Annotated in this window: 15 protein-coding genes; 3 read left to right on the top strand and 12 right to left on the bottom strand. The window is 72.6% G+C overall.

What is annotated here, in order from left to right; translation table 11 throughout:
• The first annotated feature begins 32 nt into the window (after window positions 1–32).
• The gene (locus WME85_RS18615) at window positions 33–4,166 is read left to right on the top strand and encodes a PAAR-like domain-containing protein (RefSeq protein ID WP_437839957.1); all 4,134 of its coding nucleotides are present in this window, start codon (window positions 33–35) and stop codon (window positions 4,164–4,166) included.
• Between the two features lie 154 nt (window positions 4,167–4,320).
• On the opposite strand, the gene WME85_RS18610 is transcribed toward WME85_RS18615, so the two are convergent.
• The 5 genes from WME85_RS18610 to WME85_RS18590 form a co-directional block, all read right to left on the bottom strand.
• Window positions 4,321–5,298: a hypothetical protein gene (locus tag WME85_RS18610; RefSeq protein WP_437839956.1), complete on the bottom strand. Its 978-nt coding sequence runs from the start codon at window positions 5,296–5,298 to the stop codon at window positions 4,321–4,323.
• A 146-nt stretch (window positions 5,299–5,444) separates the two neighbouring features.
• Window positions 5,445–6,035 carry a hypothetical protein gene (locus WME85_RS18605; protein WP_437839955.1) on the bottom strand — a complete coding sequence of 197 codons (591 nt, stop codon included), beginning with the start codon at window positions 6,033–6,035 and terminating at the stop codon, window positions 5,445–5,447.
• The gene (locus WME85_RS18600; RefSeq protein WP_437839954.1) at window positions 6,035–8,884 is read right to left on the bottom strand and encodes a type VI secretion system Vgr family protein; all 2,850 of its coding nucleotides are present in this window, start codon (window positions 8,882–8,884) and stop codon (window positions 6,035–6,037) included. Before WME85_RS18600 ends, WME85_RS18605 begins: the two co-directional genes overlap by 1 nt.
• A gap of 13 nt (window positions 8,885–8,897) precedes the next feature.
• The gene (locus tag WME85_RS18595) at window positions 8,898–11,171 is read right to left on the bottom strand and encodes a type VI secretion system Vgr family protein (RefSeq protein WP_437839953.1); all 2,274 of its coding nucleotides are present in this window, start codon (window positions 11,169–11,171) and stop codon (window positions 8,898–8,900) included.
• A gap of 27 nt (window positions 11,172–11,198) precedes the next feature.
• Window positions 11,199–13,424 carry a type VI secretion system Vgr family protein gene (locus tag WME85_RS18590; protein ID WP_437839952.1) on the bottom strand — a complete coding sequence of 742 codons (2,226 nt, stop codon included), beginning with the start codon at window positions 13,422–13,424 and terminating at the stop codon, window positions 11,199–11,201.
• A gap of 644 nt (window positions 13,425–14,068) precedes the next feature.
• Here WME85_RS18590 and WME85_RS18585 point away from each other — a divergent pair.
• Complete coding sequence (locus tag WME85_RS18585; protein ID WP_437839951.1) at window positions 14,069–15,880, top strand: tannase/feruloyl esterase family alpha/beta hydrolase; 1,812 nt, start codon at window positions 14,069–14,071, stop codon at window positions 15,878–15,880.
• 163 nt (window positions 15,881–16,043) lie between these two features.
• Here the strand turns inward: WME85_RS18585 and WME85_RS18580 are convergent, their stop codons facing one another.
• The 5 genes from WME85_RS18580 to WME85_RS18560 all read right to left on the bottom strand — a co-directional run bounded on the left by WME85_RS18580 (window position 16,044) and on the right by WME85_RS18560 (window position 22,733).
• Window positions 16,044–17,099, bottom strand: coding sequence for a beta-ketoacyl synthase N-terminal-like domain-containing protein (locus tag WME85_RS18580; protein WP_437839949.1), 1,056 nt, complete (start codon window positions 17,097–17,099; stop codon window positions 16,044–16,046).
• Window positions 17,096–18,127 (bottom strand): DUF2169 family type VI secretion system accessory protein, encoded by a 1,032-nt coding sequence (locus WME85_RS18575; RefSeq protein WP_437839948.1) that lies wholly within the window; start codon window positions 18,125–18,127, stop codon window positions 17,096–17,098. The genes WME85_RS18580 and WME85_RS18575 overlap by 4 nt, the downstream gene beginning before the upstream one ends.
• Window positions 18,128–18,179: 52 nt before the next feature.
• Window positions 18,180–19,655: a YkgJ family cysteine cluster protein gene (locus WME85_RS18570; RefSeq protein ID WP_437839946.1), complete on the bottom strand. Its 1,476-nt coding sequence runs from the start codon at window positions 19,653–19,655 to the stop codon at window positions 18,180–18,182.
• 95 nt (window positions 19,656–19,750) lie between these two features.
• Window positions 19,751–21,046 carry a DUF1566 domain-containing protein gene (locus WME85_RS18565; protein WP_437839945.1) on the bottom strand — a complete coding sequence of 432 codons (1,296 nt, stop codon included), beginning with the start codon at window positions 21,044–21,046 and terminating at the stop codon, window positions 19,751–19,753.
• A 679-nt stretch (window positions 21,047–21,725) separates the two neighbouring features.
• Window positions 21,726–22,733, bottom strand: coding sequence for a hypothetical protein (locus tag WME85_RS18560; protein WP_437839943.1), 1,008 nt, complete (start codon window positions 22,731–22,733; stop codon window positions 21,726–21,728).
• A gap of 117 nt (window positions 22,734–22,850) precedes the next feature.
• On the opposite strand from WME85_RS18560, the gene WME85_RS18555 reads away from it, so the two are divergent.
• Complete coding sequence (locus tag WME85_RS18555; RefSeq protein ID WP_437839942.1) at window positions 22,851–23,927, top strand: MJ1255/VC2487 family glycosyltransferase; 1,077 nt, start codon at window positions 22,851–22,853, stop codon at window positions 23,925–23,927.
• Window positions 23,928–24,000: 73 nt separating this feature from the next.
• On the opposite strand, the gene WME85_RS18550 is transcribed toward WME85_RS18555, so the two are convergent.
• Window positions 24,001–24,261, bottom strand: a complete 261-nt coding sequence (locus tag WME85_RS18550; RefSeq protein ID WP_437839940.1) for a hypothetical protein — start codon at window positions 24,259–24,261, stop codon at window positions 24,001–24,003.
• 116 nt (window positions 24,262–24,377) lie between these two features.
• Complete coding sequence (locus tag WME85_RS18545) at window positions 24,378–25,169, bottom strand: Stp1/IreP family PP2C-type Ser/Thr phosphatase (RefSeq protein WP_437839939.1); 792 nt, start codon at window positions 25,167–25,169, stop codon at window positions 24,378–24,380.
• Window positions 25,170–25,181 lie beyond the last annotated feature (12 nt).

Here is a 25,181-nt window from a genome sequence, read left to right as displayed (position 1 = left end):
AGCCGCCGCCCGCGTGAGACCATCGACCGGCAATGGGTAAAGTCACCGCCCTTCACCTGGACACCATCACCGAGAAATCCGGGCATCAGATGACCGGCATGGCGGTGAGCGTATGCCTTACCCCCGCCGCCCCGAGCCCGCTGCCGATCCCCTATCCCACGATGGGAACGGTGGCCGAGGGGATCATCGATCCTTGCATGCGCACCAAGATCGAGGGCGCCAAGATCCTCACCGTGGGCGGCTGCATGAAGGCGTGCCACGGCAACGAGCCAGGCACGCTGAAGGAGGTCGTCAGCCTCAACACCGGCGGACCGTGCTTCCCGTGGCTCGGCGCGCCCAACGTGCTCATCGAGCTCGGCATGGCCGGCATCACCGGCAGCATGGGCCAGATGAACAAGTCGATCACCGTCGGCGCCGGCGCGACTGCGAGCAGCGCCGGAGGCGGCGCCGGCGGCGCCGGCGGCGGTGGGGGCGGCGCCGGCGGGCCGGGCGGCGGCGGGCCGCAGGGCGGCGGCAACGGCGGCGGGGGCGGCGGCGGAAGCAGCCAGGGCGCGGGCCCGCCCAGCGCGCCGGCGCCGCCAGGCACCGAGGGGCAGGCGGCCGGCGGGCACCCCGTCGACGTGGTGACAGGCACGCTGTTCACGGAGCCGGCCGTGGACTTCCAGCTGCCCGGCTTCCTGTGGGTCACGATGGTCCGCCACTACCGCACCTCCTCGGTCTCGCTCGACGCGGGCATCGGGCGCGGCTGGTCGCACAGCCTGCTCTGGTACGCGGAGCGCCACGGCGACCACCTCGTGCTCGTCGATGAGACGCTCCGGCGGACCACGATCGCCCTGCCGGACGCCGAGGAGACGCTGCTGCTCCCCTACGGGCGGCGCCTCTGGCGCGAGCAAGACCGCCTCGTCGTCGACCTCCAGGACGGCCTCCTCCGCGTGCTCGCGCCGTCGTCGACGCGCCATCGCTGGGAGCTCGCGGAGCTGCGCGACGCGAGCGGGAACATCGCCGAGATCCGGTGGCGTGACGGCGCGGTCGTCGAGATCGTCGACTCGGTGGGGCGCCGCGCCTGGCTCGAGCGCGACGACCGGTTCGCGAGCTGGTGGGTCGTCGCCTCGGACGAGCAGGGGCGCGAGCACCGGCAGCGCCTCGTCACGTACGAGCTCGACGAGCGCGGGGACCTCGTCCGCGCCGTGGACGCGGGCGGCGCCGAGACGCGCTACGCCTACGATGAGCACCATTACCTCGTGCTCGAGGAGCGGCCGGACAAGGTCAGGTACCATTTCGTCTACAAGACCGTCTTCGGGCAGCGGCGCTGCGTCGAGACGTGGGGCGACCTGGAGGGCGAGGACATCCTCGCGGCCCTGGGCGCGCCGGAGGCGAGCGCGCCGGACCGGCCGAAGGGCATCTTCCACACCCGCTTCACGTACGGTCCCGGCCCCCACGAGACCACGATGGTGGACGCGTGCGGCGGCATCCATCGCTACTGGGGCAACGAGCTCGGGCTGATCAAGCACTACGTCGATCCGTGCGGGTACGAGACGCGCTTCGCCTACGACGAGGCGGGGCGGGCCACCTCGTCCACGCAGCCGAACGGGCTCCGATGGTCGCGCTCTTACGACGCCACCGGCGCCCCCGCGCGCACGAGCGCCGACGAGGCGCGCGCGCAGGTGAGCGACAAGGACGGCGCGCGGGTCCTCCGGCTGCCGAGCGGGTTGACCATGACCGAGCGCACCCGCAACGGGCGCACGATCGAGCGCGTCGCCCCCTCGGGCGCCGCCACGCGCGCGTCCTACGACGATCGCGGCAAGAACCGCGCGATCGCGTGGCCGGACGGCTCCACGACCAGCTTCCAGTACGATGCGCACGGCAACGTGCGCGAGGTCGTCGACGCGGCGGGAGCCGTCTGGCGGTACACGTTCGACGTGTTCGGCCTTCCGGTCCGGCTCACGCTCCCGACCGGGGCCACGTTCGAGCTGTCCTACGACTCGCGCGGCGACCTCGTCGCGCTCGAAGGCCCCGAGGGGCAGCGGACGAGATGGACGCTCGACGCCGCGCAGCACGTCGTCGATGTGGAGTGGCCGGGCGGCGGCCGCGAGTCGTTCCGCCACGTCGCCGGCGCGCTCGTGGAGCGGCTCCGGCCGGACGGCGCGCGCATCCGCGCGGGCTACGACGCCCTGCTCCGGCTGCGCTGGGTCGAGAACCCGGCCAGCGAGCGCCACGAGCGGCAGTACGACGCCCGCGGGCGGCTCGTCAGCGAGCGGTCGTTCGCGGGCCTCTCGACCCGCTACGACTACGATGGCGGAGAGCGGCCCGTCGCGATCTCGCGCCCGGACGGGTCGTTCATGCGCTTCGTCCTCGATCAGCTCGGCCGCGTCGTCGAGCGCCAGCACTCCAGCGGCGAGCGCGCGCACTTCGAGTACGACGCCTTCGGCGAGGTGCGCCGCGCCTCGAACGCCTCCACGTCGGTGCTCTTCGAGCGCGACGCGCTCGGCCGCGTGGCGCGCGAGGTCCAGGAGTGCGGCGGCCACCGCTTCACGGTGGAGTACACGCACGATCTCCTCGGCCGCGTCGTGGCGCGCCGCTACTCGACCGGGTGGTCGGCGGAGCTCGGGCGCGGCGCCGGCGGCTGGCTCGCCCGGGTGGGCTTGCGCGAGGACGAGCGCGGCGCGGCGCCGCTCGACGTGTCGCTCGAGCGCGACCATGAGCGCCGCGAGATCGCCCGCTCGCTCGGGGATCTCCGCCTCGCGACCGAGCGCAGCGCCCTCGGGTTCCCGACGCGCGTCTCGCTGCAGCGCGCCGAGGAGACGCTGCGCACGCGCGCGTACGCGTGGGACCCGCGCGGCCCCGTCCATCACATCGACGACGATCGCCACGGCGCGCGGAGCTACGTGCTCGATCCGGTCGGGCGGCCGCTCGCGGCGCGCGGGCTCGGGGCGAGCGAGGCGTTCGAGATCGCCCCTCAGGGGACGCCCGTTCCGCGCGGCGCCGGCTGGCAGCTCGGCCCGGGCGGGCGGCCGCTGCGCACCACCACCGCCGAGCTCTCCTGGGACGACCGCGGCCGCCTCGTGCGCAAGGCGACAGGCAGCGCGGCGAGGAGCTGGACGTTCGAGTACGACGCGGAGGACCGGCTCGTGCTCGCGCGCTCCGACGCCGGTCAGCGCATCCGCTACGTCTACGATCCCTTCGGCCGGCGGCTCGCGGAGCTCGGCGACGACGGCCGGAGCACGTTCTTCCTCTGGGACGACGAGTCGCTCGTCGAGGAGGTCGACTCGGGTCACGCGCGCTCGGTGAGGCGCGTCTTCGACGACGACGGCTTCACGCCGCTCGCCGAGCGCACCGTGGAGGGGCAGTGGCGGCTCCTCGCCACGGACCTGACCGCGACGCCGTGGCTCTACGCGGCGCCGGACGGCGAGATCGCCGACGTCGACCTGTCGGCGTGGGGCAGCGTCGCGCGCTCGAGCGGCGCGATCGGAGCGCTGCGCTTCGCGGGGCACCGCGCCGACCCGCGGACCGGCCTGCACTACAACCGGTTCCGGTACTACGACCCGGAGCTCTCCGTCTACCTGACGCCGGATCCGCTCGGCTTCCCGGCCTCGTTCCAGGACATCGGGTTCCTGCCGAACGCGACCTTCTATGTCGACCCGCTCGGGCTCGTCGTCATCGTCCAGGGGAGCAACGACAAGGTCATCAACGACTCGGTGGCCATGTACAAGAAGCAGTACCCGGGGGCGACCGTGGTCCAGGGGCACGAGCTGCCGAGCGCGAACCTCGCCGGCGAGGACCACGTGATCGTGGTCTCGCACGGAGACCCGGGCTCGATCGAGTGGAACGGCAAGAAGAAGAGCATCGGCGGCAAGGAGCTCGGCAAGCAGCTCAACGCGGCCGGGTTCAACGGCGCCGCGCCGGGCGCGAAGGTCGAGATCGCGTCTTGCAACGGCGCCACCAAGCCGATCTTCGGGCCCAGCATGGCGCAGGGGGTGGCCGACACGACGCTCGCGCCTACCTCGGGGGGCAAGGCGGACAGCCGGGTCGGTGCCTACCTCGGGTCCGACATGGTCATCGGGAAGATCGTGCCGTCGTACGGCGCGACGATCACGAAGCCCGGCCCGCCGGTCCACGAGAAGGTGATCAAGGGCTCCTGGGTCACGGTCGATCCGCGGCCTTTCTAGGGAGCGGCGCTCACGCGCTTCGGATACGGGCCCATCTCGACGTTTTCGGTGCTCAGCGCACATGAGTGCGCCTGCGCGCCGAAAACGCCGATCTGGACCCGTCTCCTGTGCGCGTAAGCACCGCTCTGGGTGCGCGTACGGCGCCAGAGCGCGCTCAGGGGGGATCGACCGGGAGGAACGCGGCGCCCGACTGCAGCCACGCGGCAAAGTACGGCGCCTGCGCGCCTGCGCGCCGCAGCGCGAGCAGGAACGGCCCGTCGCACACGAGCTCGCGCCCTCGGCGGCGGCGGCTCTTCACGCCCAGCGCGAGCGCCTCGGACACGATCCGCGCGCCGCGCTCGTCCACGTCGAGCTCCATCGTCTGGCACGCGGCGACGAGGACGCGATCCCCCGGGACGATCGGCCTGCCGAGGAGCCCCTCGAAGGACGCGTCGGCGCGCAGCGACACGACCGGGACCTGGAGGATGTCGTCGTCCTGCAGCGAGGCCTGACCCCACAGGCGCGCCCACCGGCCAGGCCCGCGATCGACCGCGGCGAGCGCGTCGTGCGTCGCGTCCGCGAGCGTCGACCAGCCTCCGCGGCGAGCGACGACGATCGAGGCGCCGCCGCGCCCGCGGAGCTCGACGACGAAATCACCCGGCGACTCGTGGCGGTGTACGGTCGCGGCGCCCGCGTAGACGCCTGCACCCGAGCCGCCCCAGTGGCCGAAGCACTGCACGCGGGACCCCCGGAACGCGAGCCCCTGGGCGCGATCGCGGAGGAAGGGCCGCTCGAAGGCGATCGTGGCCCGCAGGAAGGCGAACGCCACGAGGGCGTGCGCCGGCACGCTCTGCGGCAGCAGCCGCGTCTGCGCCTCGCCGAACCGGCGCGCCAGCCCGGCGCGGATCGCGGCGAGCGCCGCGCCGCCCTCGCCCGCGCCGGCGAACGACTCGGCTGGATCCAGGGCGTCGGCGGCGAGGAGAGCGGCGCGGCTCAGCGAGCGAGAGAGCTCGGTGGGCTCGACCAGCACGTCCTCGGAGCCGAGCAGCCGCTGGAGCTCCGCCCACGCGAGCGCGAAGGTCGCGCAGTGGACGAGGTCGCGATCGACCGGCAGCGCGTGCTCGAGCGTGGGGGTCAGGAGGGGCGCGGTCATCGGCCGCTCGTGATGCATCGGATATCGACGAGGGGGAAGAGCAGAGACCTCCCCGGGTCGCCGAGCTCCCTGCGCGCCGCGCTGGGCTCGGCTCGAGCGGGCGCCGGGCTCCATCGCCCCGCCGCAAGTCCCGCCGCGCGAGCCCGTCAGTTCAGCCGGAGCAGCCTCCCCACGATCCGGAACAGCCCCCGCGACGCGGCGCTGATGCGGCTGCCCACCACCTCGATGTCGCCGTCCTCGCGGATGCGGATCGCGCCCCGGCCCGAGCGGAGGAGCAGCTCCTGCGCGCCCTCGACGGTGATCGTGTCCGCCTTGAGGTGCAGCGCCTTCGGCCGCTGCGTCGTCAGGGCCCCGACGATCAGCGGCAGCGCGCCCTCGCAGAGCTCGATGAGCACGGCGTCGCCGCGCGCGTGCGCGTCGGCGATCACCTCGGGATCGACCTCGGGCGCGATCTGGGCCGCGACCGGCCCCTCCGCGCCCCGGACGAGGATCCGCGCCGTCCGCCCGCTGACCGAGGCGACGCGCGCGGTCCGCATCGCGGCGCCGAGGAGCTGCGCCTGCCGCGCCGGGAGCGGCGCCGCGGCCGGCTCGGCGGGCGCCGCCGGCTCCGCGAGCACGTCGTCCAGCGTCACCCGCCGCGCCTCGAGCGCCTCCGCGGCCTCGGCCTCCGCCTCGATCTCCTCCGCCGCGGGCGGCGCGCCGGCCTGCGCGGAGCCGCCGTCGAAACGAGCCGTCATCACACCTCCGAGACCTTCTTCGGCAGCTGGATCTTCGGCGCCAGGAAGGCCACGAGCGGCGAGCTGATCGTGACGCCGCCGCCGTCGATCACCACCTCGCTGCCGCCGCACTTGAAGACGATGGCGCCCTTCGCCTCCACCTTGTGGAAGGCCCCGATGAACGTCGCGGGCCCCACGGCCTGCACGACGTGAGACCCCTTGAGCTTGTCGACCACCGCGCCGCCCACCATCGCCGTGCGCGAGCCCGTGACCGTCTCGCTCTCGCCCGCGTTGCTGAGCACCACGAGCCCGGTCGCCTTCTCGTTCTTCGAGCCGGTGACGCTCTCCGAGTAGCTGCCGAAGGCGACCTGCACCGTCGCCGCGCCGACGTCGATCGTCTTCTTGCCGGTCACGTTGTTGTCGATGTCCCGGATCGCGCCGAGGACCTTCATCGACCCCACGTCCTCCTTGTGGGTGCCCGCCACCTTCGCGGTCGAGTGCCCGGGCCCCTTCTCGCGATCGGTCGCGTCCACGCCATCGACGCTGCCCTCCGGCCCCGCGGCGTTGGCCATCGACTCGCCGCCGCCGCCCCCCGAGTCCATCCCGAGCGCCGAGGCGAGCGCCTCCGGCTTGACGAAGATCCCCCCGGCGAGCGCGTTGTGCGCCGCGTTCGAGGCGATCGCCGCGAGCATGTTCGGTGGGCCGCCAGCGCCGGCAGCGCCGCCGCCGCGACCGGCAGCGCCGCCGCCGCCGCCGCCGGCAGCGCCGCCCCGTCCACCATCGCCGCCCCGTCCACCATCGCCGCCCCCTCCACCGCCGCCGCCCCCTCCACCGCCGCCGCCCATCGAGGCGGCGAGCTGGCTCGCGCCGGGGATGCCCGACGCGCCCGCGATCATCGCGGGCATGCGGCTCATGTCGCCACCGGCGACGGCCCCCATCGCGCCGGCGACCCCCTGCACCTGCTGCGTGAGCCCGTTGATCGGCGCCATCACCTGGTTGATGGCGCCGTCGACCTGCCCCTGGATCGCCGAGATCGCGTTGTTCGCCATCACGCTCGCGAACTGCACCGCCGCCTGCGCGGCGAGCGCGAGCATCGCCTCGAGCGGGTTGCCGTCCATCTCGAACTGGTTCCCGCCCACCGTGGTCGTCGCGTTGCCCTTCGCCGTCAGCGCCGACACGGCGTTCACCTCGACCGTGCGGTTGCCGCCCACGCTGATCGTCTGATCCGCGCCCACCGTGTTCGAGGAGCCCTTCGTGATCTTCGTCGTCTGGTTGCCGCCGACCTCGAGCGACGCGTTGTTCCCGATCACCGTGGTCTCGTTGTTGCCGATGTTCTTCTTGGCGTTGTTCGCGGCGGCCGTCTTCATGTCGTGCTGGGCGTGCATCATGATCTCCTCGGCGCCCGCCTTGTCCTCGAACCGGACCTCGTTGACCCCGCCGCCGCCCGGCGTGCTCGCGGTCCGCATCGCCGTGCGCGTCTTGCCCTCGGGCAGCGCGTAAGGCGGCATGAAGACGCCGTTGTAGAGGCGCCCCGTGACGATCGGGCGATCGGGGTTCCCCTCGAGGAACTCGACGATGACCTCCCAGTCGATGCGGGGGAGCATCATCGAGCCCGACGTCTGGAGCTGCGCGACCCGCATCCAGCACGAGGCCTTGTCGTCGGCAACGTCGCTCCGGTCCCAGTGGAACTTGACCTTGCACCGGCCGTGCTCGTCGGTGTGGATCGCCTCGGGCTGCGAGCCGGCCGGCGCCACCACCGTCGCCGTCTGCGGCCCCTCGATCACCGGGATCGGCGTGATGCGGCGCGGCCGGTACTTCACGTCGGCAGGCACGAGCCGCGCCCGCGCCTTGGAGCGCGCAGCGCCGCCGCCGCCGCGCTCGCCGTCCTCCTCGTGGACGAAGGTGTGCGTCACCGAGAACAGGAAGTACTCGCCGTCCAGCTCGCCAGCGTCCGTGATCGTGAGCTTCTGCCCGACCGCGAGGCGCGGACAGACCGCCTCGATCTCCAGCGTGCGCCGCTCGACATGCTCCTCCTCCAGCCGGATCTGCGCGAGCCGCGACCCCTCGCTCGGCTCGAAGTAGCCGCCCGGGTAGTCGTACCGCTCGAGCGCCGGGCGCTCGCTCGACGCCGCGGTCGCCGTGAGGTCGAGCTGCGGCCGCTCGAAGTCGAAGTCGCGGAGGACGAACTTGCCGGAGCGCACCCGCTCCCGCTCGCGGATCGCGTAGATCGCGTCGCGCTCGTCGGCCGCGCTCAGGCCGGTGCGCCGCCGGAACGGCAGCGCGGGGTCGCCCTGGATCGGCCCGGCGGCGGCGCTGTCGTCGTCGAAGACGAGGATCTCCCCCTCGTCGTCGACCTCGACGAAGCTGTAGATGCCCTCGTGCTCCATGAGCCGCGAGATGAACGCGAGCGCGCTCTCCTGGTACTGCACGCAGTACTCGCGCTTCGGGCAGTCGCCGCTGAGCCGCCACGCGACGCGCGCGACGCCGTGCTCCGAGAGCACCTGCGCCACGATCTCCTTGGCGCTCATCTCCTGGAAGATGCGCGAGTCGACGCTCCGCGCGAGGAGCGCGAGCGAAGAGACGACGCGCACCGCGTAGCGCGCGCCCAGCCCGAGCGCGCCGAGCTCGGTCGAGCCGATCGAGGTCGCCGCCTCCACGGTCCCGGCGATGACGCGCGGCGGCTCGCCGGGCGCGCCGAAGGAGAGCGCCGCCCCCTTCCCGATCATCGCGTCGAGCTCCTGGAAGGCGTAGAGGATCACCTCGACGTCGAGCACGAGGGGCCTGCCCGCCTCGTGGATCGAATCGAAGCGGAGCACCCGGGCCGCGGGGACCTCCTCGATCGTGAAGTGCGCTACCGTCTCGCGTGCCACGTTCGCCTCCTCCTCAGTTGTCGAGCACCAGCGCGGCGGTGTCGGCGACGTCGCCGTCGAGCTTCGCGGACAGGCCGAGGATCGCGACGCTCGCGGGCGTCAGCGAGACGATCGACGCGCCCATGACCAGCGTGAGCGCGCCCGTCGCCTCGAAGACGACGTTGTTCGCCTTGACGATGTGCGCGCCGCCGGCAAGCTCGGTGTAAGCGCCGAGCGAGCTCTCCACCCGGTCCCCGTTGGCGACGTTGACGATCGCGCCGCCGACCTTCACGTTCATCGATCCGCCGACCTCGACGCCGCGCCCGGCCTTGACCGCGATCACCTTCGCGCCCGTGGCCGTCTCGCTCCGGTCGCCCTGGACCGTCACCGTGCGGTGGCCCAGGGAGAGCTCGACCAGCGCCGCGCTGACCTCGTGCTTGAAGGCGGCCAGCGTCTGATCCGTGACCGACCCGACCACGAGGTCGATCTGGTTGCCGGAGACCGTGAGCGAGCTGTCGCCGGTGACGTCGCGCTTGTGGTCGCCGCCGACCTTCATGTCGCGGTTGCCGCCGATCGAGAGCGTGTGGTCGCCGCCGATGTCGTCCACGTGGAAGGTCTCGACCTTCATCGCCTGGTTGCCGGCGACCGAGACCTTCTGGTTGGCGCCGACGCTGCTCGTCATGCTGTTCGTGACGTTCGTCGACTGGTCCGCGCCGATCTTCTTCGAGTGGTTGTTGCCGATCGACTCGGTCGCGTTGTTCTTCACCTCGGTGGACATGTCCTTCGAGGCGTTGATGAACATCTCCTCGCCGCCCTTCGCGTCCGACATCCGGAGCTCGTTGGAGCTGCCCCCGCCCGGCGTCGTCGCGGTCTGGAGGGAGCTCTTCCCGGCCTCCTTCGGCAGGGCGTAGGGCGGCGGCGTGAGGGCGTTGTACATGCGCCCCATCACGAACGGCCGGTCGGCGTCGCCCTCGACGTGGCGCACCGTGACCTCCCAGCCGACGCGCGGCAGCAGCATGGAGCCGCCCGTCGGCACCTGGCTCGTGCGGATCCAGCGGCTCGACGTGTCGTCCTTCTTGCCGGAGCGATCCCAGTGGAACGAGACCTTCACGTGCCCGCCCGCGTCCGTGTGGATCTCCTGCCCCGAGGGCCCCGTGGTGATCGCCGTCTGCGCGCCCGGGATGACCTGCTCGCGGGCGCGCCGCGGCGGCCGGTAGCTCGTGCTGCCGGTGGGCACGCCCCAGAACTCGCAGCTCATGCGCAGGTCGCGCGCGCCGTCCTCCGCCGCCGCGCGGCCGGAGAGCTCGAAGCTCCGCGGCCGGCTGCCGGCGATGCGCGAGCGCACGACGAGGTACTCCTGGTTGAGCGGGTCGTACGTGTGGCCCTCCACCGAGAAGCGCCGTCCCGGGAGCAGCGCGAGCGAGCCGGTCTCGCCGCGCACCACGTCGCGCTCGGCCTGCACGGCGTCGAGCAGCACCTTGGCGAGCCGCTCCGCGACGCTCACGTCGGCGGTGCGCGCGGGGTACTCGTAGATCTCGAGCGCGTGCTCCCCGGGGTCGCTCCCCTCGGCCGACGCCTCCAGCTTGAGCGAGGGCTTCTCGGGGTTGTAATCGCGGACGAACACCTTGTCGCTCCGCACCGAGACCTCGCGGGAGAGGCGGACGACGCGGTCCGCGAACCCGTCGACCCCGAAGTCCTGGAAGAACGGCAGCGAGGTCGTCCCCTCGATGTCCTCGAGGCCTGCCGGCGAGTCGCTGAAGACGAGCACGTCCTCCTCGTCCTTCGTGTGGATGGCGAAGTAGATCCCCTCCTCCGCGAGGAGGCGGTGGACGAAGTCGAGGTCCCGCTCGCGGTACTGGACCGTGTAGACGCGCGCCGGGTGCGGCTCGGTCAAGCGCCAGTCCTGCTGGCCCGCGGGCACGCCCGCCCCCTCGAGCACCTCCTTCACGATGTCGACCGCGCTCTTCTCCTGGAAGATCCGGCAGTCGGCGCGCTGCCCCAGGTTCCAGAGGGCCGGCGCGACCTGGACCCGCAGCGTGGGCACGTCGTCGCTGTCGGGCAGGAGCTCGGCGAGGACGATGGTGCCCGCGAAGGCGCGGGTCTGCGTGTCGTCGCTGCGCGAGAGCGTGAACACCGCGCGCTTGTCGAGGACGTCCTTCGGCCTCGGCAGCGCCGCTTCGTCGTCGAGCAGGTCGCACTCGAGGTGGGTGAGCTCCGAGAGCTGCTCGGAGAGCTCGAAGCGCAGCACCCGGTAGACCTTGCCCTCCACGGTGACGGAGGGGATCGCGAGGATATGATGATCAGCCACTCTTCACCTCACAAGCGCCCGTGAGACTCACGATCCCAGCTTCATCGACGCGCCCATCTTGACCACCAGCGCGCCCTTGACCGCGATCTTGGCCCCCTTGATCACGATGGGTCCGCCGCCGAGCTTGAGCTCGCTGCCGCCGCCCTTGAACGAGCCGACCGCGCCGAGGAGCGTGATGAGCGGCGCCTGCACGACCAGATCGCCGTTCAGCTTCTGGTAATGGAGGCCGCCCACCAGGTTGGTGACGCCGGTCGCCACCTGGGAAATAGAGCCCTTGGTCAGGTGGAGCTCGGCCGCGAGGGAGGTCTGGTCCTTGTTGGCGGTGATCTGCTCCCCGTGGCTGCCGTTGATGAGCTGCGCCTTCACGGCGCCCACGGTCTCGGTCATCCCGCCGAGCACGTTATCGTTGATGTTCGCGAGGCTGCCGGCGATGTGCACGGCGCCGACCTTGCGGCTCATGTCCCCGGTGATCGACTGCTCGATGCCGTTCGATATCGTGATCTGATTGCCGCTCACCGTATACGAGCGGTTGCCGGTGACCTTCTCGACGTGATTGCTGATCGCGTTGCTCGTGTCGTTGCCGCCGACCGAGATGGACTGGTTGCCCGTGATCTTGTGCGAGAGCACGGCGCCGACGTCGAGCGATTGATTGCCCGACACGGTGATCGACTCGTCGACCTTGACCGAGCGGGAGCCGTTCACGCTGATGTGGTTCTCCTCGTTGACCGCGACCTCATCGACCTTGTCGTTCTTGACGGTGACGTTGAGATCCTTCTGGGCGTGGACGCCGAAGCCCTGGCTCCCCGAGCTGTCGGACATCCCGATCTCGTTGTGACCGCCCGCGCCCGGCGACGACATGCTCTTCAGCGAGCCGGACGCCTTGGCGGCGGGGAGCGATTGCGGCGGCGTCTTCTCGGCGTTGTAGGTGCGCCCGAGGGCGAGCGGCCGGTCCGGGTCGCCGTCGAGGAAGGCGACGGAGACCTCCCAGCCGACGCGGGGGAGGATCATCGAGCCGCCCATCGCGAGCTGCGAGACGCGCAGCCAGCAGCTCGCGGTGTGGTCCTGCTGGCCCTGCCGGTCCCAGAAGAAGCGCACCTTGATGCGGCCGTATTTGTCGACGTGGATCGCCTGCTCCTGGGTGCTCGACCCGGTGACGACCGCCGTCTGGATGCCGCGGATGCGCGGCCGGCGCGCGCGGCGCTCGGCCGCGAAGGGCGCGCCCTTGGGGATGCCGCGGAAATGGTTCTCGACGTCGTAGTTCGTCTCTCCCCCGGTGAGCGTCTGGTTGCCGCGCGAGACGAGGTGGGTGACGACGAACTCGCCGTTCAGGCACGGCTCGGCCGCGCCCTCGACGGCGAACGGCTCGCCGACCTTGATGCCCGCCGCGCGGCTCTGGCCCTGGCACACGTCGGCGTCGGCGGCGAGCTCGCGCATGCGGGCATCGGCGAGGCGCGCGCCCACGCTCCCCTTGGTGAAGCCGCCCGGGTACTCGAAATAGGGCAGCGCCATCGCCTCCTTGCGGGGCAGCGACGACTCGGGCTTCACGGCGGGCTTCTCGAAATCGAAGTCGCGCAGCTGGACGCTGCTCGTGCGCAGGGCGCGCGTCCTCGTGAAGGTGGCGAGCGGCAGGGCGCCGGGGAGGCCGCCCTGCGCCATGCGGAAGAGCACCGGCGCCCCCTCCTCCACCTCGAACGAGGCGGGGTCGTCGGTGATGATCATCGTGTGCCCGGAGACCTCGTGCCGGAAGTAATAGAAGAGGCCGTCGTCCTCGAGCAGGCGTGAGACGAAGTTGAGGTGCGACTCGCGGTACTGGACGATGAACTCGCGCGGCTCGTATTCCTTCGCGGTCCGCCACTCGACCTTGTCGCCGAAGCCCGCCTCCTCGAAGACCGTCTGCGCCACCTGGACGATGGTCTTCTCCTGGAAGATGCGGCACCCCTCGCGGTGCGCGAGGGCCGCGAGCGCCGGCCGCAGGCGGACGTCGAACTGGCGGGCCTCGCCCACGACGCGCGCGAAGCCGGCGCGGTCGACGATGCCGTCGTACAGCCGCTGCGCGCCGGAGGAGTCGATGACCCGCAGGCACAGGCGGCTGCGCAGGCAGTCCTCGACCCGGAAGGCGGCGTCGAACGTCGAGAAGCGCACCTCGACGGCGTACGGGGTGGAGATGCCCTCGACGGCCTCGAACCCGGCGACGACGATGTCCGCGGGGAGCTTGTCGCCCTCGAGGGAGAAGGTGGCGAAGGAGGCGGGCATTGGAGCCATGGTAGGCGATCGGCGGGCGGTGCCAAGCCCCATCGCCGGGCCGCGACGCGGGACGGACGCGGGGGCGGGGCGCGGGAATCTTGCGGAGCTCAGGGCGGTGCGCCGTCGCGGCTCCACCGCGCTCGCCCCCTCGGCTGACCGCTCCCAGCGGTCGAGCACGCCGCCCGCCGTCGCACCCTCGAGGAAGCCCGCCTCCTCGGACCAGGCGACGAGGCGGCGCGGCTCCGGGAGCAGATCCACGCGGCCACCACGCTGCGCAGGCTCGGTGTTTCGGTGTCGAGGGGCCGCGTCACCACCGGGCAGCACGCGCCGTCCTCCCACGGGCCCCGCGAGGCCCGCGATCTGCTGAACCAGCTCCGGCTGACCGCGCCCCGGGAGCGGCCCGTCCTCCTCCTGGCTGACGAGGGCGAGCTCGAGACGCCGATCACCTCGCCCGCGGCGAGGAAGCTGCGATGGCTGGCGGCGCAACGCGAGGAGCGCGCGGAGGTCGTCCCGAAAGGGTGCGCCCTGGCTTTGCATGGATGGAGACCGGCTTACCAGGACTGCACCTTGCCGAAGAGGGCTCGAGACAGCATCGTACGGGCACGAAGGCACTCGAGCTCGCGGGCAATATGGCGCTGAGCAGAGGAGCCTCGATGGGCATCAGCGAAGCGTTCGCCCGGCCCGCGACAGGTGATGAAATGGCGCCGAGCCTCGACGGGCTCGCGACGGACGAAGAGATATTCTCGATAGAAACACAGGAGGCCACATTGAATTCCTTCATGTCGAAGAGCGGCTGGACCGCCACCATGAGCGCGCTGGTCTTCGGATGCTTGGCTGCTTGCAGTGGAGGCGATGGCAGCCCGACGCCGGACACCACGGCGCCGCTGGCGGTCCGCTGCGCGCAGCTCGCGAACATGCAGATTCCGAGCGCCTCCATCGGGTTGCCCACGACCGGCGGCGTCGTCACATCGACCCAGCTGATCGCGGCAGACGGCGCGGTCGGCGAACATTGTCTCGTGTCCGGCGACATCATGCCTGTCGATCCGACGGCCCCCAGCATAAAGTTTCGGGTCGCTCTACCCGCCGACTGGAACTCGAAGGCGGTCATGCTGGGCGGGGGCGGGTTCTCCGGGATCATCCCGGACGTGGCCGGCAATCCGCTGAACACCACGCCCGACGCGGTGACGCCGCTCGGGCGTGGCTATGCGGTGTTTGCCAGCGACTCTGGTCACCAATCGAATCCCCTCGACGGATCCTTCGCCGTGAACCAGGAGGCGTACGCAAACTGGGTGGCCGACGCGCTGAAGAAGACACGCGACGCTGCCATGGCTGTGGTCGAGGCGAGCTACGGCAGCGCCCCGACCAAGGCGTACTTCCTGGGCAGCTCGACGGGGGGACGGGAAGCCCTGGCGGTCGCGGGTCGCTGGCCAGATGATTGGGATGGATGCGTCGCGCTCTACCCCGCCCGGAACGTGACGGCCTCGATTGTCGGTGGCCTCGCCATGCTCCAGGCGTTCGCGGCGCCCGGGGCCTACCTCGACCCCGAGGAGCGCGGTGTGCTGTACCGCGCCGCCGTGGCCGCCTGCGACGCGCTCGACGGCGCGAGCGACGGGGTGATCAGCGACGTCCGGGGTTGCAACGCGAGATTCGATCCGTCGACCGCGTCGCTGAACGGCGTGCCTGTCCGGTGCCCGGGCGGCGACGACACGGGGGACACGTGCCTGTCGGACGTCCAGCTCACGGCGCTCATCGAGGCGAACGGAGAGGTGCGCTTCGATTTCCCGCTTGCGAGCGGCGAGGCAAGCTTCCCCGGCTTCAACGCGTTCATCTCGGACCTTGGCATGGCCAGCAGCTCGCCGCTCCAACCGCACGTCGCCGCAGTTGGGTTGGGGAGCGCGCCGCCCGGGTTCCCGGTGACCGAGAGCATGTCGTACGGCGCCCATTTCGCAGACGGCTTCATACGATATGCCGTCACCAGGGACGCCGCGTTCGATTACTTGATGTTCGATGTATCGAACGCAGGCGCATTTGCATCACGGATGAACGAGCTCTCCGCGCTGGACGTCGCGGACGCCGATCTGACCGCTTTCGCCGGGAAGGGCGGGAAGCTCTTGATGCTGCAAGGTACGGAGGACCTGCTCGTCAATCCGCGCGCCGTACAGGCCTATTTCTCGCGCCTGCGGGCCGACATGGGAGCAGAAACGGTCGACTCATTCCTTCGATATTATGAGGTTCCTGGGTTTGGCCACTCCCTGGGCTCGGCCTTCACCGCAGCGTGGGATTACTTGACCGCGCTCGAAAGCTGGGCCGAAGAGGGAGCGGATCCAGCAACCGACCAGATCGTCACCGACACGACAGGCGTCCCGGGCCGGACCAGGCCCCTTTGTATGTACCCAACATGGCCCCGGTACATAGGCTCGGGCAATATCGATAGCGCCGCGTCCTTTGAGTGCGCGGCGAACTAGTGGCCACGGCCGAGAGCCTCGGTGTCGAGGCGAGCGCAACGCTCGCCTGAGCGCTACAGCAAGAATTAACTTTTCAACATGCCATGCCGGAGGGTGAGCGCCGATTCCTGCCATCCCTCCATGGCACATCGGCCCCCCGGCCCGCGCTCCGCCGCCCTCGCCTTCACCCCGGCGTCATCACGACCACCGCCGCCCGCTCCCCGCCGTCGCTCCCCGCGAGGGACACCGCGCACGGGTGCGGCGCGAATCCGCGCGTGAACGCCTCCGCCGCGATGCAGAGGTGCAGCGGTATGGCCGCCGCGCCGAGGTGGCCTATCCGCTGGGCGGGGCTCTCCACCTGCTGCGGGTCGCAGAAGAGGTGCTGCGTGCGCGTCGCGGCGGCCTGGAGCTCGAAATGGCGGAAGGTCTCGAAGGTGAGATCGGTGAGCACCCAGCCGGCGCGCAGCCCGCGCTCGGACAGCGGCGCGAGCGCGGAGCGGAGCGCGGCGGTGAGGCCCGAGGCCTGGAACGCCGACTCGTCGTTGTCCGGGCGGGCCCGCTCGTGCGCGGTGGCGAGGCCGACGATCTGCCCCTGCTCGCGGAGCTGGGCGCGGCGCGCGACGTCCGGGCGCATCAGCACCACGAAGGCCGCGCACTCGCCCGGGATGAGCGCGTCGAGGTTGTCCGGCCGGAAGATCCGCCCCGCGGCGTCAAGCGCGGCGATGCGCGCCGGGTCGTAGTCGGTGTGCACGCCGCCGAGCACCGCCGCGTCGATCGCGCCGCGCGCGAGCGCGTCGCACAGCTCCGGCAGCACGAGCCCCGCCCCGGCCGGGCCCCGCGTCGAGACCTTGACCGCCATCTCCGGCGCGTGCGCCTGCGCGCGCGCCGCGAGCTCGGCGGCGAGCCGCTGCGCCGGGACCTCGCCCCCCGGCTGCCGCTGCCCGAGGTGCTCGTCCAGGCACAGGGTCATCTGCACCCGCAGCGCGCGCGCCGCGGGGCCGAGCTTCTCGAGCGCCTCGCCGAGCGCGCGGGCCCCGAGCTCGGCGGCGCGCTCCGCGCCGGTGACGAGCGGATCGAGCGTGGGGAGGAAGCACATCGTGACCGGCTCGCCCTGGCCGTCCACGAGCGGCGCCGCGCGCATCGCCGCCGCCGCGGCGCGGTGCGAGAAGGCGGTGTCGATCGAGCGCAGCCCGATCGGCGTGACCGCGCCCGCGGCCACCAGGGCGGCGAGGGGCCTCACGCGAGCCCCCGCTCGCGCACGATCACGCGCGCGTCCCGCATCCGCCGGGGCGCCTTGACGTGCGCGCGCCAGACCATCTCGACGGCCACCGGCTTCTCCGGGCCGGTGGCGTAGAGGTCGACCAGCACCGTGTCGAGGTGGGGCGCGAACGCGACCGGCGCGCGATCCTTCACGTGGAACTCGATCTCCACCTGCGCCCTCGGGAGCTCGAAGCTGAGCGCCCCCTCGGGCGTGAGGTTGAGCGTCCGCACCGGCTCGCCGCCCGCGAGCGGCGGGTCCGCGATCAAGCCGGGCGAGGCGCAGAGGTTGAAGCGGTGGTCGAAGTCCTCGGGCAGGAGCGGCGCGCGGAGCTCCTGCCACGTCTGATCGTAGGTCCCGGCGTACCTGCGCCGCGGCTCCCAGTGCCGGCCGATGGCCCCGATCCCCGCGGGCGGCGGCGCCGTCTTCGCGCTGCGGATCGGGTACGCGGGGTCCTCGATGCTCGGCGCCGCCTGATGGGTGAGCGACGCCGGCGCGCGCGTGACGCCCGTGCCGATGGGGTTGCGCGGCTCCTCGAGGAGCGCCGCGGGGTCCTCGTCGTCCGTGCCGCCCCAGGCGTGGTCGTAGCGCATGTCGATCTGCTCGATCGGCCCCGGCGCGGTGAGGCCGGCGCCCTTGTCCACCCAGAGCCGCCTGCCGAACACCACCAGCGACTTCCGGAGCGGGCCGACCTCGACGCGCACGTCGAAGGAGGGCACCGCCTTGCCGTTCGGCGCGTACGCCCTCGCCACGAAGATCACGTCGGTGGCCGGCTTGAACAGGCAGATGTCCGCGGGATAGGCGACGCTCTCGGGCTTCTCCTTTTCCCACGGCAGATCGGCGAGGCGGACCCCGCGCGTGCGCTCGGGCGGCGCGAGCTCGAAGCCGCCGTCCTCCTGGAGCTCGAAGCTCGCCTTGACGATGGTGACCAGCTTCTCGCCGTCCCGATCGACGAGGAGCTGCGGGTGCGCGGCGAAGTCCGTCCTGTTGTCGAGCGGGGGCTGGTCCATCGCGGGCGCATTATCGGCAAGATCGGGCGCGATGTCTCTCCGGCCGGCGCGATCACGACGCCCGCGCCACGTCGGCGGCGTAGGCGTCGAGGCCGTGGCCGCGCAGCGCCGCCTCGACGAGCGCGATCGGCTCGGCGCAGGCCGGGTCGTCCGCGCCCGCCTCCGCGCAGACGAGCGGCAGCGCCCGGGCCACGACGAGCCGCGCCGCGCGGTCGCGCAGCGCGAGCGAGAGCGGCAGCGCCCCGAGCAGGCGGTGGCCGTGCAGCGCCGCGCGCAGGTAGAAGCGCTCCCGGTCGGGGGCGGGCGCCGGCGACAGCAGCAGCGCGGCGAGCAGGTCGGGCTCGGCCAGCGCGAAGGTGGCGGCGGCGATCCACTGCGTGGCCTTCCGGGCGAGGTCCCGCTCGCTCCTCCAGGCGGCGTCCTCGCGCGCCCGCCGCGCCGCGCGCGCGTGGAGCGCCGCGAGCCACGGCGCGAGCGCCGCCGGCTCCAGCGGGTCGGGCCGCTCGAAGCGCGCGATCGCGCCGCCGGTGAGCCCCTCGGCCTCGACCGCGGCGGCGAGCGAGAAGAGGCCCGCGGCGACGTCGGGCGGCGGCGCCGCCGCGGCGAGGCGCCGCGACCACGCGACGAGCTCGGCCCGGGCCGCGGTCGCGCCGGGCGCCACCTCCGCGCGGTCCGGGAGCCGCGCGACGTCGATGCGCTCGTCGAGGTCGCGCCGCGCCCGCAGCCGCGGGTCGATGAGCGGCGAGCCGCCGGGGCGGCCCACGCTGGCCAGCACGCAGGCGCACTCGGTGGCGACGGAGACGCGGATCGACTCGCCATCGTCGATGAAGCTCGTCGGGAAGGTGCGGCACCCGAGCGGCTTGGCCTCGGGCCCGCCGATCGCGTGGAGCGAGCAGCGCGCCTCGCCCCCCTCGCCCTCCAGGTAGGCGCACCGGCCGTCCCGCATCGCCACCACGGAGGCGGCGCACGGCCACGCCCCGCGCTCCGGCGTGAAGGCCCGCTCGTGGCGCGCGCCGCCGCCCAGCACCTCGGGCCGCAGCGCCCGCGCCCGCGCGGCCTCCTCCGGGTCGAAGAGGATCGACGCGTAGATGCGGCAGCAGCTCCCGCGGCCGTCGCAGCGCAGGCTGAAATCGGGGAGCACCTCCAGCGGGCGCTCGCGCGGATCGCCCTCGCCCGGGCCGAGCGCGGGCGCAGCCGGCGAGGCGGGCTTCGCGGGCGCCCAGGGCGACGCTTCCTCGCCGGCGTCCTCCGCCCCGAGCAGCCCGGCGGCGTGCAGCTGCGCGAAGAACGCCTCCGCCGCGGGCACGCGCGCGGGCGCGCCCTCGCGGGCGGCGGCGATCACGATGCCCTCCACGTCGCGCGTCCCGTCGGCCGCGGAGAGCAGGACCCACTCCCGCGGGCCGAGCTGGAGCAGCTGTCCGGAGCGGAGGTCGTGCAGGATGACGCGCTCCTCGTCGCCGACGAGGTGGCGCCGCGCGAGCACGTGCGCGGCGAGGCGAGGGCGCGCCGGCAGCGCGTTCGGGCTCACCAGGGCACGCTATCCGACGCGGGCAGCGGCGCGCCACCGAAACGAGGCGCGGGCGCCCCGCCGGCTCGCGGCGCGCGGCGGCCGCGGAGGCGCGCTCAGCGCACGCACTTCACCCACGCCGAGGTGAAGTAGTTCCACTTGCCGCTCGCCCCGGCGTTGAACCCGGTGAAGCCATCGTCGAAGTTGAGCGCCCAGGCCGCCGGCGCGCTCCTCACCGCCTCATGGGAGCCCCAGTACCAGTCGTTGCTCCGGGCGCCATACTGCGTGTCGGGGAACATCGTCCGGTTGATCGACGGCGCCACCTGGGCTTCATCGACGAGCGTCGCGAGCTCGCGGATGCTCGGCAGGCGCCAGGCGCGATCGTTGAGGTCGAGCGTCGCGCAGTAGCTCGCCGCGTCGGCCCAGCTCATCGTGGTCGGCGAATAGCCCTGCTGCCATACCAGCCCGGTGTAATTGTCCATCACCTCTCCGGGCGACACGACGGTGTACTGGTCGGGCGGCGCCACGGCCGGGCTGCTCGGCGCCTCCCCCTCGCCGTTGCCGCGCACGCAGCGCAGGCTCGCCGCCGTCGCCTTGGAGTAGGCGTTGCTGACGATCCCGTCGCTCATGTTGAAGGCCCAGGCGTAATCGCGCCCGGCGCCGGCGCCTGCCTGCCGGATGGTGAGGATCCAGTCGGACGCCGTCTTGTGGAAGCCCCCTCGCGCCCCCGGGAAAGCGCCGCTATCGATGGCCGGGCTGCGGGTGAAGTCCACGATCGACGTCATCTCGATCCGCGTGGGCAGACGCCAGTCGGAGTGCCCGCCGAGCGTCAGGTTGTCGCAATAGCTGATCGCCTGCTCCCACGTGTACGCCTCGGAGGGAGGGCTCTGCTGCCAGTCGAGGCACGTCACGTTGTCGTGCACCACGCCGCCGCCGACATCGGTGGTGCTCGCGGCGTTGGGCAGGCCGCTGCCCGCCGGGTTCGGCATCGGCCAGCACGCCCACTTGTGCGAGCCGCACGCGGCGGCCCTGCTGCACGCGTCGGGCGCCCCGTCCGATCCGCCGCCCCCTCCCGGCGAGCCGCCGCCGCCCCCTCCCGGCGAGCCGCCGCTGCCCTCTCCCGGCGCTTCGCCGCCGGCGCCCGCGGTGCTCCCCGGGCCGCTGGCCCCGGCGCCCGTCGTCTCCGAGGCTCCCCCTGTCGCGAGCGCGCCGCCCGTCCCCGAGGCGGCGCTCTCCGTGAGCGCATCGCCCTGGTCGCCGCCATCCACGCTCGCCCCTGCGTCCCCCGTGTTCCCGGGGGAGCACGCCGCCGCTGCGAGCGCCAGGCCGAGCGCCATCGCCTTCCGGGAATACGCGGCCGTCGTGGACACCCCCGAGGTCGCGCGAAGGACCCACGCCTTGCTTCGATTCACAGGCACCTCCGTACATTCAAGTCAATGTCACAAGCCAAGCTGTTCGAACGCACCCACCTATCACACGCTGCGCGACGATCGTCAATGCGCTGACCGGAACAATCATCCTTGATCGCTGACACACCTCAAGACCTCTGCGCTGCGCAGGGTCGCAGAGAGGACGCACACCGCGCATGCGCACCGACCCTCGCGCGGTGCAACATTCCACGCCACGCGCGCTGCGGACGACCGCAGGTTCCCGTGCGCTGCCAAATCTTCAGCCAGCCGACAAAACGCCCGCGCATCGCGCTCGAGGTGATTGAGATCGAGGCCCTCGAGCAACCTGATCAAGACGAAAGGAAACCTATAGATCCTCGAGCATGGCCGGCCGGCGAATCGCCATGACCGGACGGGAGGGCTCTGCCAGCGACTCCATCTCACGCGCTGACGCGCCGGGCGTCCGGGTGAGCTCGTTCCAGGCGAGCTCGCTCATCGCACATCGCTGGTCGTATCGAGGGAGCGGCTCGCCGCGATCGCCGCGGGTCCCCCTTCCTCTCGCTCCTTCCCGGCGCCATGGAGGGCGCATGTCCTCGCCGACGAAGAAGACGTCAATCGGCCTCTCCAGCAACAGCAGGCCGAAGAACAAGAACAAGCGACATCACTGGAAGCGTTACCGCGGCCAGGGCAAGTCGCACCACGGCTAGCCGTGCCAGCGCGCGAGCCCCGCCGCCCGCGCCGCCCAACCAAGCAGCGCCGCGGCGGCGACCACGCCGCGCGCCCGCAGCGTCGCGCGGGGCAGGCGCGCCTCGAGCGGCGGCGCCACGAACGCCTCCAGCCAGGCCTCGGCCGGCGGCCGCGCCAGCACCCCGCCGAGGTCGAACAGCGCGAGGTCCGCGACGCCGGCCGCCGCCGCGACAGCGACGTCCTCGCGGAGCTCGTCGACCGACCGGTAGACCGGCTCGTCGCCGAGCGCGCCCTTCCCCACCGCGCCCAGCGAGACGCCCGCCCTCGGACCGAACCGCCGCGCGGCGGCGCGGCACGCCCCGGCGAGCAGCGCGACCGCGTCGTCCCGGCCGAGCGCGCCGCGCGAGTAGCCCTCGAACAGCGAGGTGTAGAGCATCGCGCTGACCCGCCCCCACGGCGGCGCCGACACGGGCGTCCCGAGGATCCGCTCCCAGCCGCGCGCCGGCCCGTCGGCCAGGACGAGCGGCACGATCGCGGCCGAGGTCGCGACCCCGCGCGCGTGGAGCGCGGTCGCCATCTCGACGTACGCGCGCTCCGCGTCCCGCCACCGCGGGCCCCCTGGCGCTCCGGCGCTCCGGCCGCCGAGCAGCTCGAGCGCGCCGCGCCCCCCCGCGAGCGCGCGGCGCACCTCCTGGATCGGCGGCTCGAGATCGAAGACGACCTCCGCCGCGGAGGCCCCCCGGCCGTCGAGCGCGCCGAGCAGCCGCGCGACGAAGGCGCCGAACGCCGCCGCGTTGCCCGCGCTCGCCCAGCGCCCGTCCTCGTCCGCGATCATCGGCCACACCGCGACCGCCACGCCCGCGTCCGCGCACGCGGCCACGAGATCCGGCAGCCCCGCCGCCGTCTCGGGCCGCACCGCGATCGCGAGCTCCAGCGCGTACCGCCGCAGGAGCGCGAGCGTCCCGGGCGCCCGCACGACCTCGAGCGGCAAGAGCTCGCTCCAGATCCGCCGGCGCGGCGTCACGCTCGCCTCCCGCGCCGCCGCGCCGCCGTCCGCGCTGGCCCCGGCGGGCCGCCGCCCGCGCCGCGGCGGCGCCGTTTCCTTTCGAACCCCGGACAGCCCCCGCTACACTCGCGCGTCATGAAGATCCTCTATGGCGTCGTCGGCGAAGGGATGGGGCACGCCATGCGCTCGCGCGTCGTGATCGAACACCTGCTCGCGCAGGGACACGAGCTCGAGATCATGGCGTCGGGCCGGGCGACGGACTTCCTGTCGAAGCGCTTCGCGGGGGTGAACCGCATCCACGGTCTCCACATGATCTACGAGGAGAACCGCGTGCGGCGCGGCAAGACGCTCTGGTCCAACGTGCTCTCCGGCGCGACGGGCACGCCGAAGAACATCGCCGCGTACTTCGAGCTCATCAAGGACTTTCGCCCCGAGCTCACCGTCAGCGACTTCGAGTCGTGGACTTACCTCTACGCCAAGCTCCACCGGCTGCCGATCCTCTCGGTCGACAACATGCAGATCATCAACCGGTGCACCCACGACCCGGAGATCGTCGCGGGCCACGAGGCGGGCTTCCAGCTCACGCGCGCGTTCGTGAAGAGCAAGCTGCCGTTCTGCAACCACTACGTGATCGCCACGTTCTTCCGCCCCCCCGTCCGCAAGCAGGACACGACGCTGGTGCCGCCCATCCTCCGCCCGGAGATCATCGCCGCGAACCGCCGCCCCGGGGAGCACCTGCTCGTCTACCAGACCGCCGAGGGGAACGACGCGCTCTCGGAGACGCTCGCCAGGACCGGGCTCGAGTGCCGCATCTACGGGATGCGCCGGAACATCGCCGAGGAGCAGGTCGAGGGGAACCTGCGCTACCGCCCCTTCAGCGAGGAGGGCTTCATCGACGACCTCGCCTCCTGCCGCGCCGTCATCGCCGGCGGGGGGTTCACGCTCATGGGCGAGGCGGTCTACCTGCGCAAGCCGATGCTCGCCGTCCCCCTCGGCCGCCAGTTCGAGCAGGTGCTCAATGCCCGCTACCTCGAGCGCGAGGGGTTCGGCCGCGCCGCCGACTCGCTGGACGACCCGGCCGTGATCGCCGACTTCGTGAAGGCCATCCCCGCCTGCGAAGAGAAGCTGGCGGGCTACTCTCAGGACGGCAACCGGCAGCTGTTCGAGGTGATGGACGGCCTGCTCGACCGCGCGCAGGCCGGCGTGCTCTGAGCGCAGCGCCGGCGTGCCTCGACGGCGGCGCCGGCGTGCTCCGAGCGCGCCCCGCACCGCCGCGCCGTCGCGCTTACTTCGGCCTGCAGCCCTTGACGTCCGAGCCGGAGATGCCGTTGCACTCCTGGTCCGCGGGGCAGTCCGTCTGCTCGACGCACGTCTTGAGACACTGGAGCGCCGCGCTGTCGTCGGGCTTGCCGCACACCGACCCGTCCTCGCACTCGCCGTCCGCGCCCTCCGCCTCGCACGCCTCGCCGAGCGCCGACTCGCCGCCGCAGCCCCAGGCGAGCAGCGCGCCGACCATGAGCCCCATCCCGATCCACGTGGTTCGCATTCGATGACCTCGCTTTCTTCCAGCCGATCGCGCACGGCGAGCACGCGGCCGCGCGCCGAGCGCAGATCACGCGCTGAGGCGCCGCGCTCCCCGACCCCGCCGAGCGTCTCCGGATGCTACCGCGCGCTGCGGCTCTTCGCGCCCTGGCGCGGGGTCCACGACGCCGATGCGGTCTCCTCGATCCGGATGAGGACGGCGGTGATGTTGTCGCGGCCACCGTTCTCGTTGGCGCAGTCGATGAGCTTGCCGCACGCGTCGTCGAGCGCGGCGTTGTCCTCGATGATGCGCGCGATGTCGCGATCGTCGACGAGCCCGTGGAGGCCGTCGGAGCAGAGGAGGAACACGTCGCCGGGCTCGACGCGCTCGGCGCGCAGGTCGACGTCGACGCTCGGGCCGATGCCGAGCGCGCGCGTGATCACGTTGCGGGGCAGGTACGCGAGGTCGCTCTCGGTGAGGTCGGGCCGCTCGAGGAGCGCGTCGGCGATGAGCGAGTGGTCGCGGGTCAGCTGCGCGAAGCCGCCCTTGCGCAGCAGGTAGCAGCGGCTGTCGCCGGCGTGCGCGACGTAGAACTTCCGCTCTCGCGGCGCGAACGCCGCGGCGACGACCGTCGTCCCCATCCCGCGGTAGTACCGGGAATCGTCGGCGTGCGCGAAGATCCGCGCGTTGGCGTAGGTCACGGCGGCGCGCAGCCGGTCGCCCGTGGACGCCTTGCGGCGCTTGCCGTTCGCCTCGCGGAAGTAGCCGGCGATGGCGCTCGCGGCGATCCGGCTCGCGACCTCGCCGGCCTCGTGGCCGCCCATGCCATCCGCGACGACGTAGACGTTGAACTCGGGGAGGAGGATGTATCGGTCCTCGTTGTGGACCCGCTCCCTGCCGACGTCCGATAGACCTGCCGCGATGGCGCGCATTCGCCCAGAGTC

The organism is Sorangium sp. So ce1153, from assembly GCF_051521595.1.
GTDB lineage: Bacteria > Myxococcota_A > Polyangia > Polyangiales > Polyangiaceae > Sorangium.
This window is presented reverse-complemented; position numbering and strand designations above follow the sequence as displayed.

Coding starts and splice junctions, on each gene's coding strand:
- WME85_RS18610 (WP_437839956.1), bottom strand. CDS start 5,298: ATGACCGCGCCCCTCCTGACCCCCACGCTCGAGCACGCGCTGCCGGTC.
- WME85_RS18575 (WP_437839948.1), bottom strand. CDS start 18,127: ATGGACCAGCCCCCGCTCGACAACAGGACGGACTTCGCCGCGCACCCG.
- WME85_RS18605 (WP_437839955.1), bottom strand. CDS start 6,035: ATGACGGCTCGTTTCGACGGCGGCTCCGCGCAGGCCGGCGCGCCGCCC.
- WME85_RS18545 (WP_437839939.1), bottom strand. CDS start 25,169: ATGCGCGCCATCGCGGCAGGTCTATCGGACGTCGGCAGGGAGCGGGTC.
- WME85_RS18550 (WP_437839940.1), bottom strand. CDS start 24,261: ATGCGAACCACGTGGATCGGGATGGGGCTCATGGTCGGCGCGCTGCTC.
- WME85_RS18590 (WP_437839952.1), bottom strand. CDS start 13,424: ATGCCCGCCTCCTTCGCCACCTTCTCCCTCGAGGGCGACAAGCTCCCC.
- WME85_RS18615 (WP_437839957.1), top strand. CDS start 33: ATGGGTAAAGTCACCGCCCTTCACCTGGACACCATCACCGAGAAATCC.
- WME85_RS18555 (WP_437839942.1), top strand. CDS start 22,851: ATGAAGATCCTCTATGGCGTCGTCGGCGAAGGGATGGGGCACGCCATG.
- WME85_RS18585 (WP_437839951.1), top strand. CDS start 14,069: ATGGGCATCAGCGAAGCGTTCGCCCGGCCCGCGACAGGTGATGAAATG.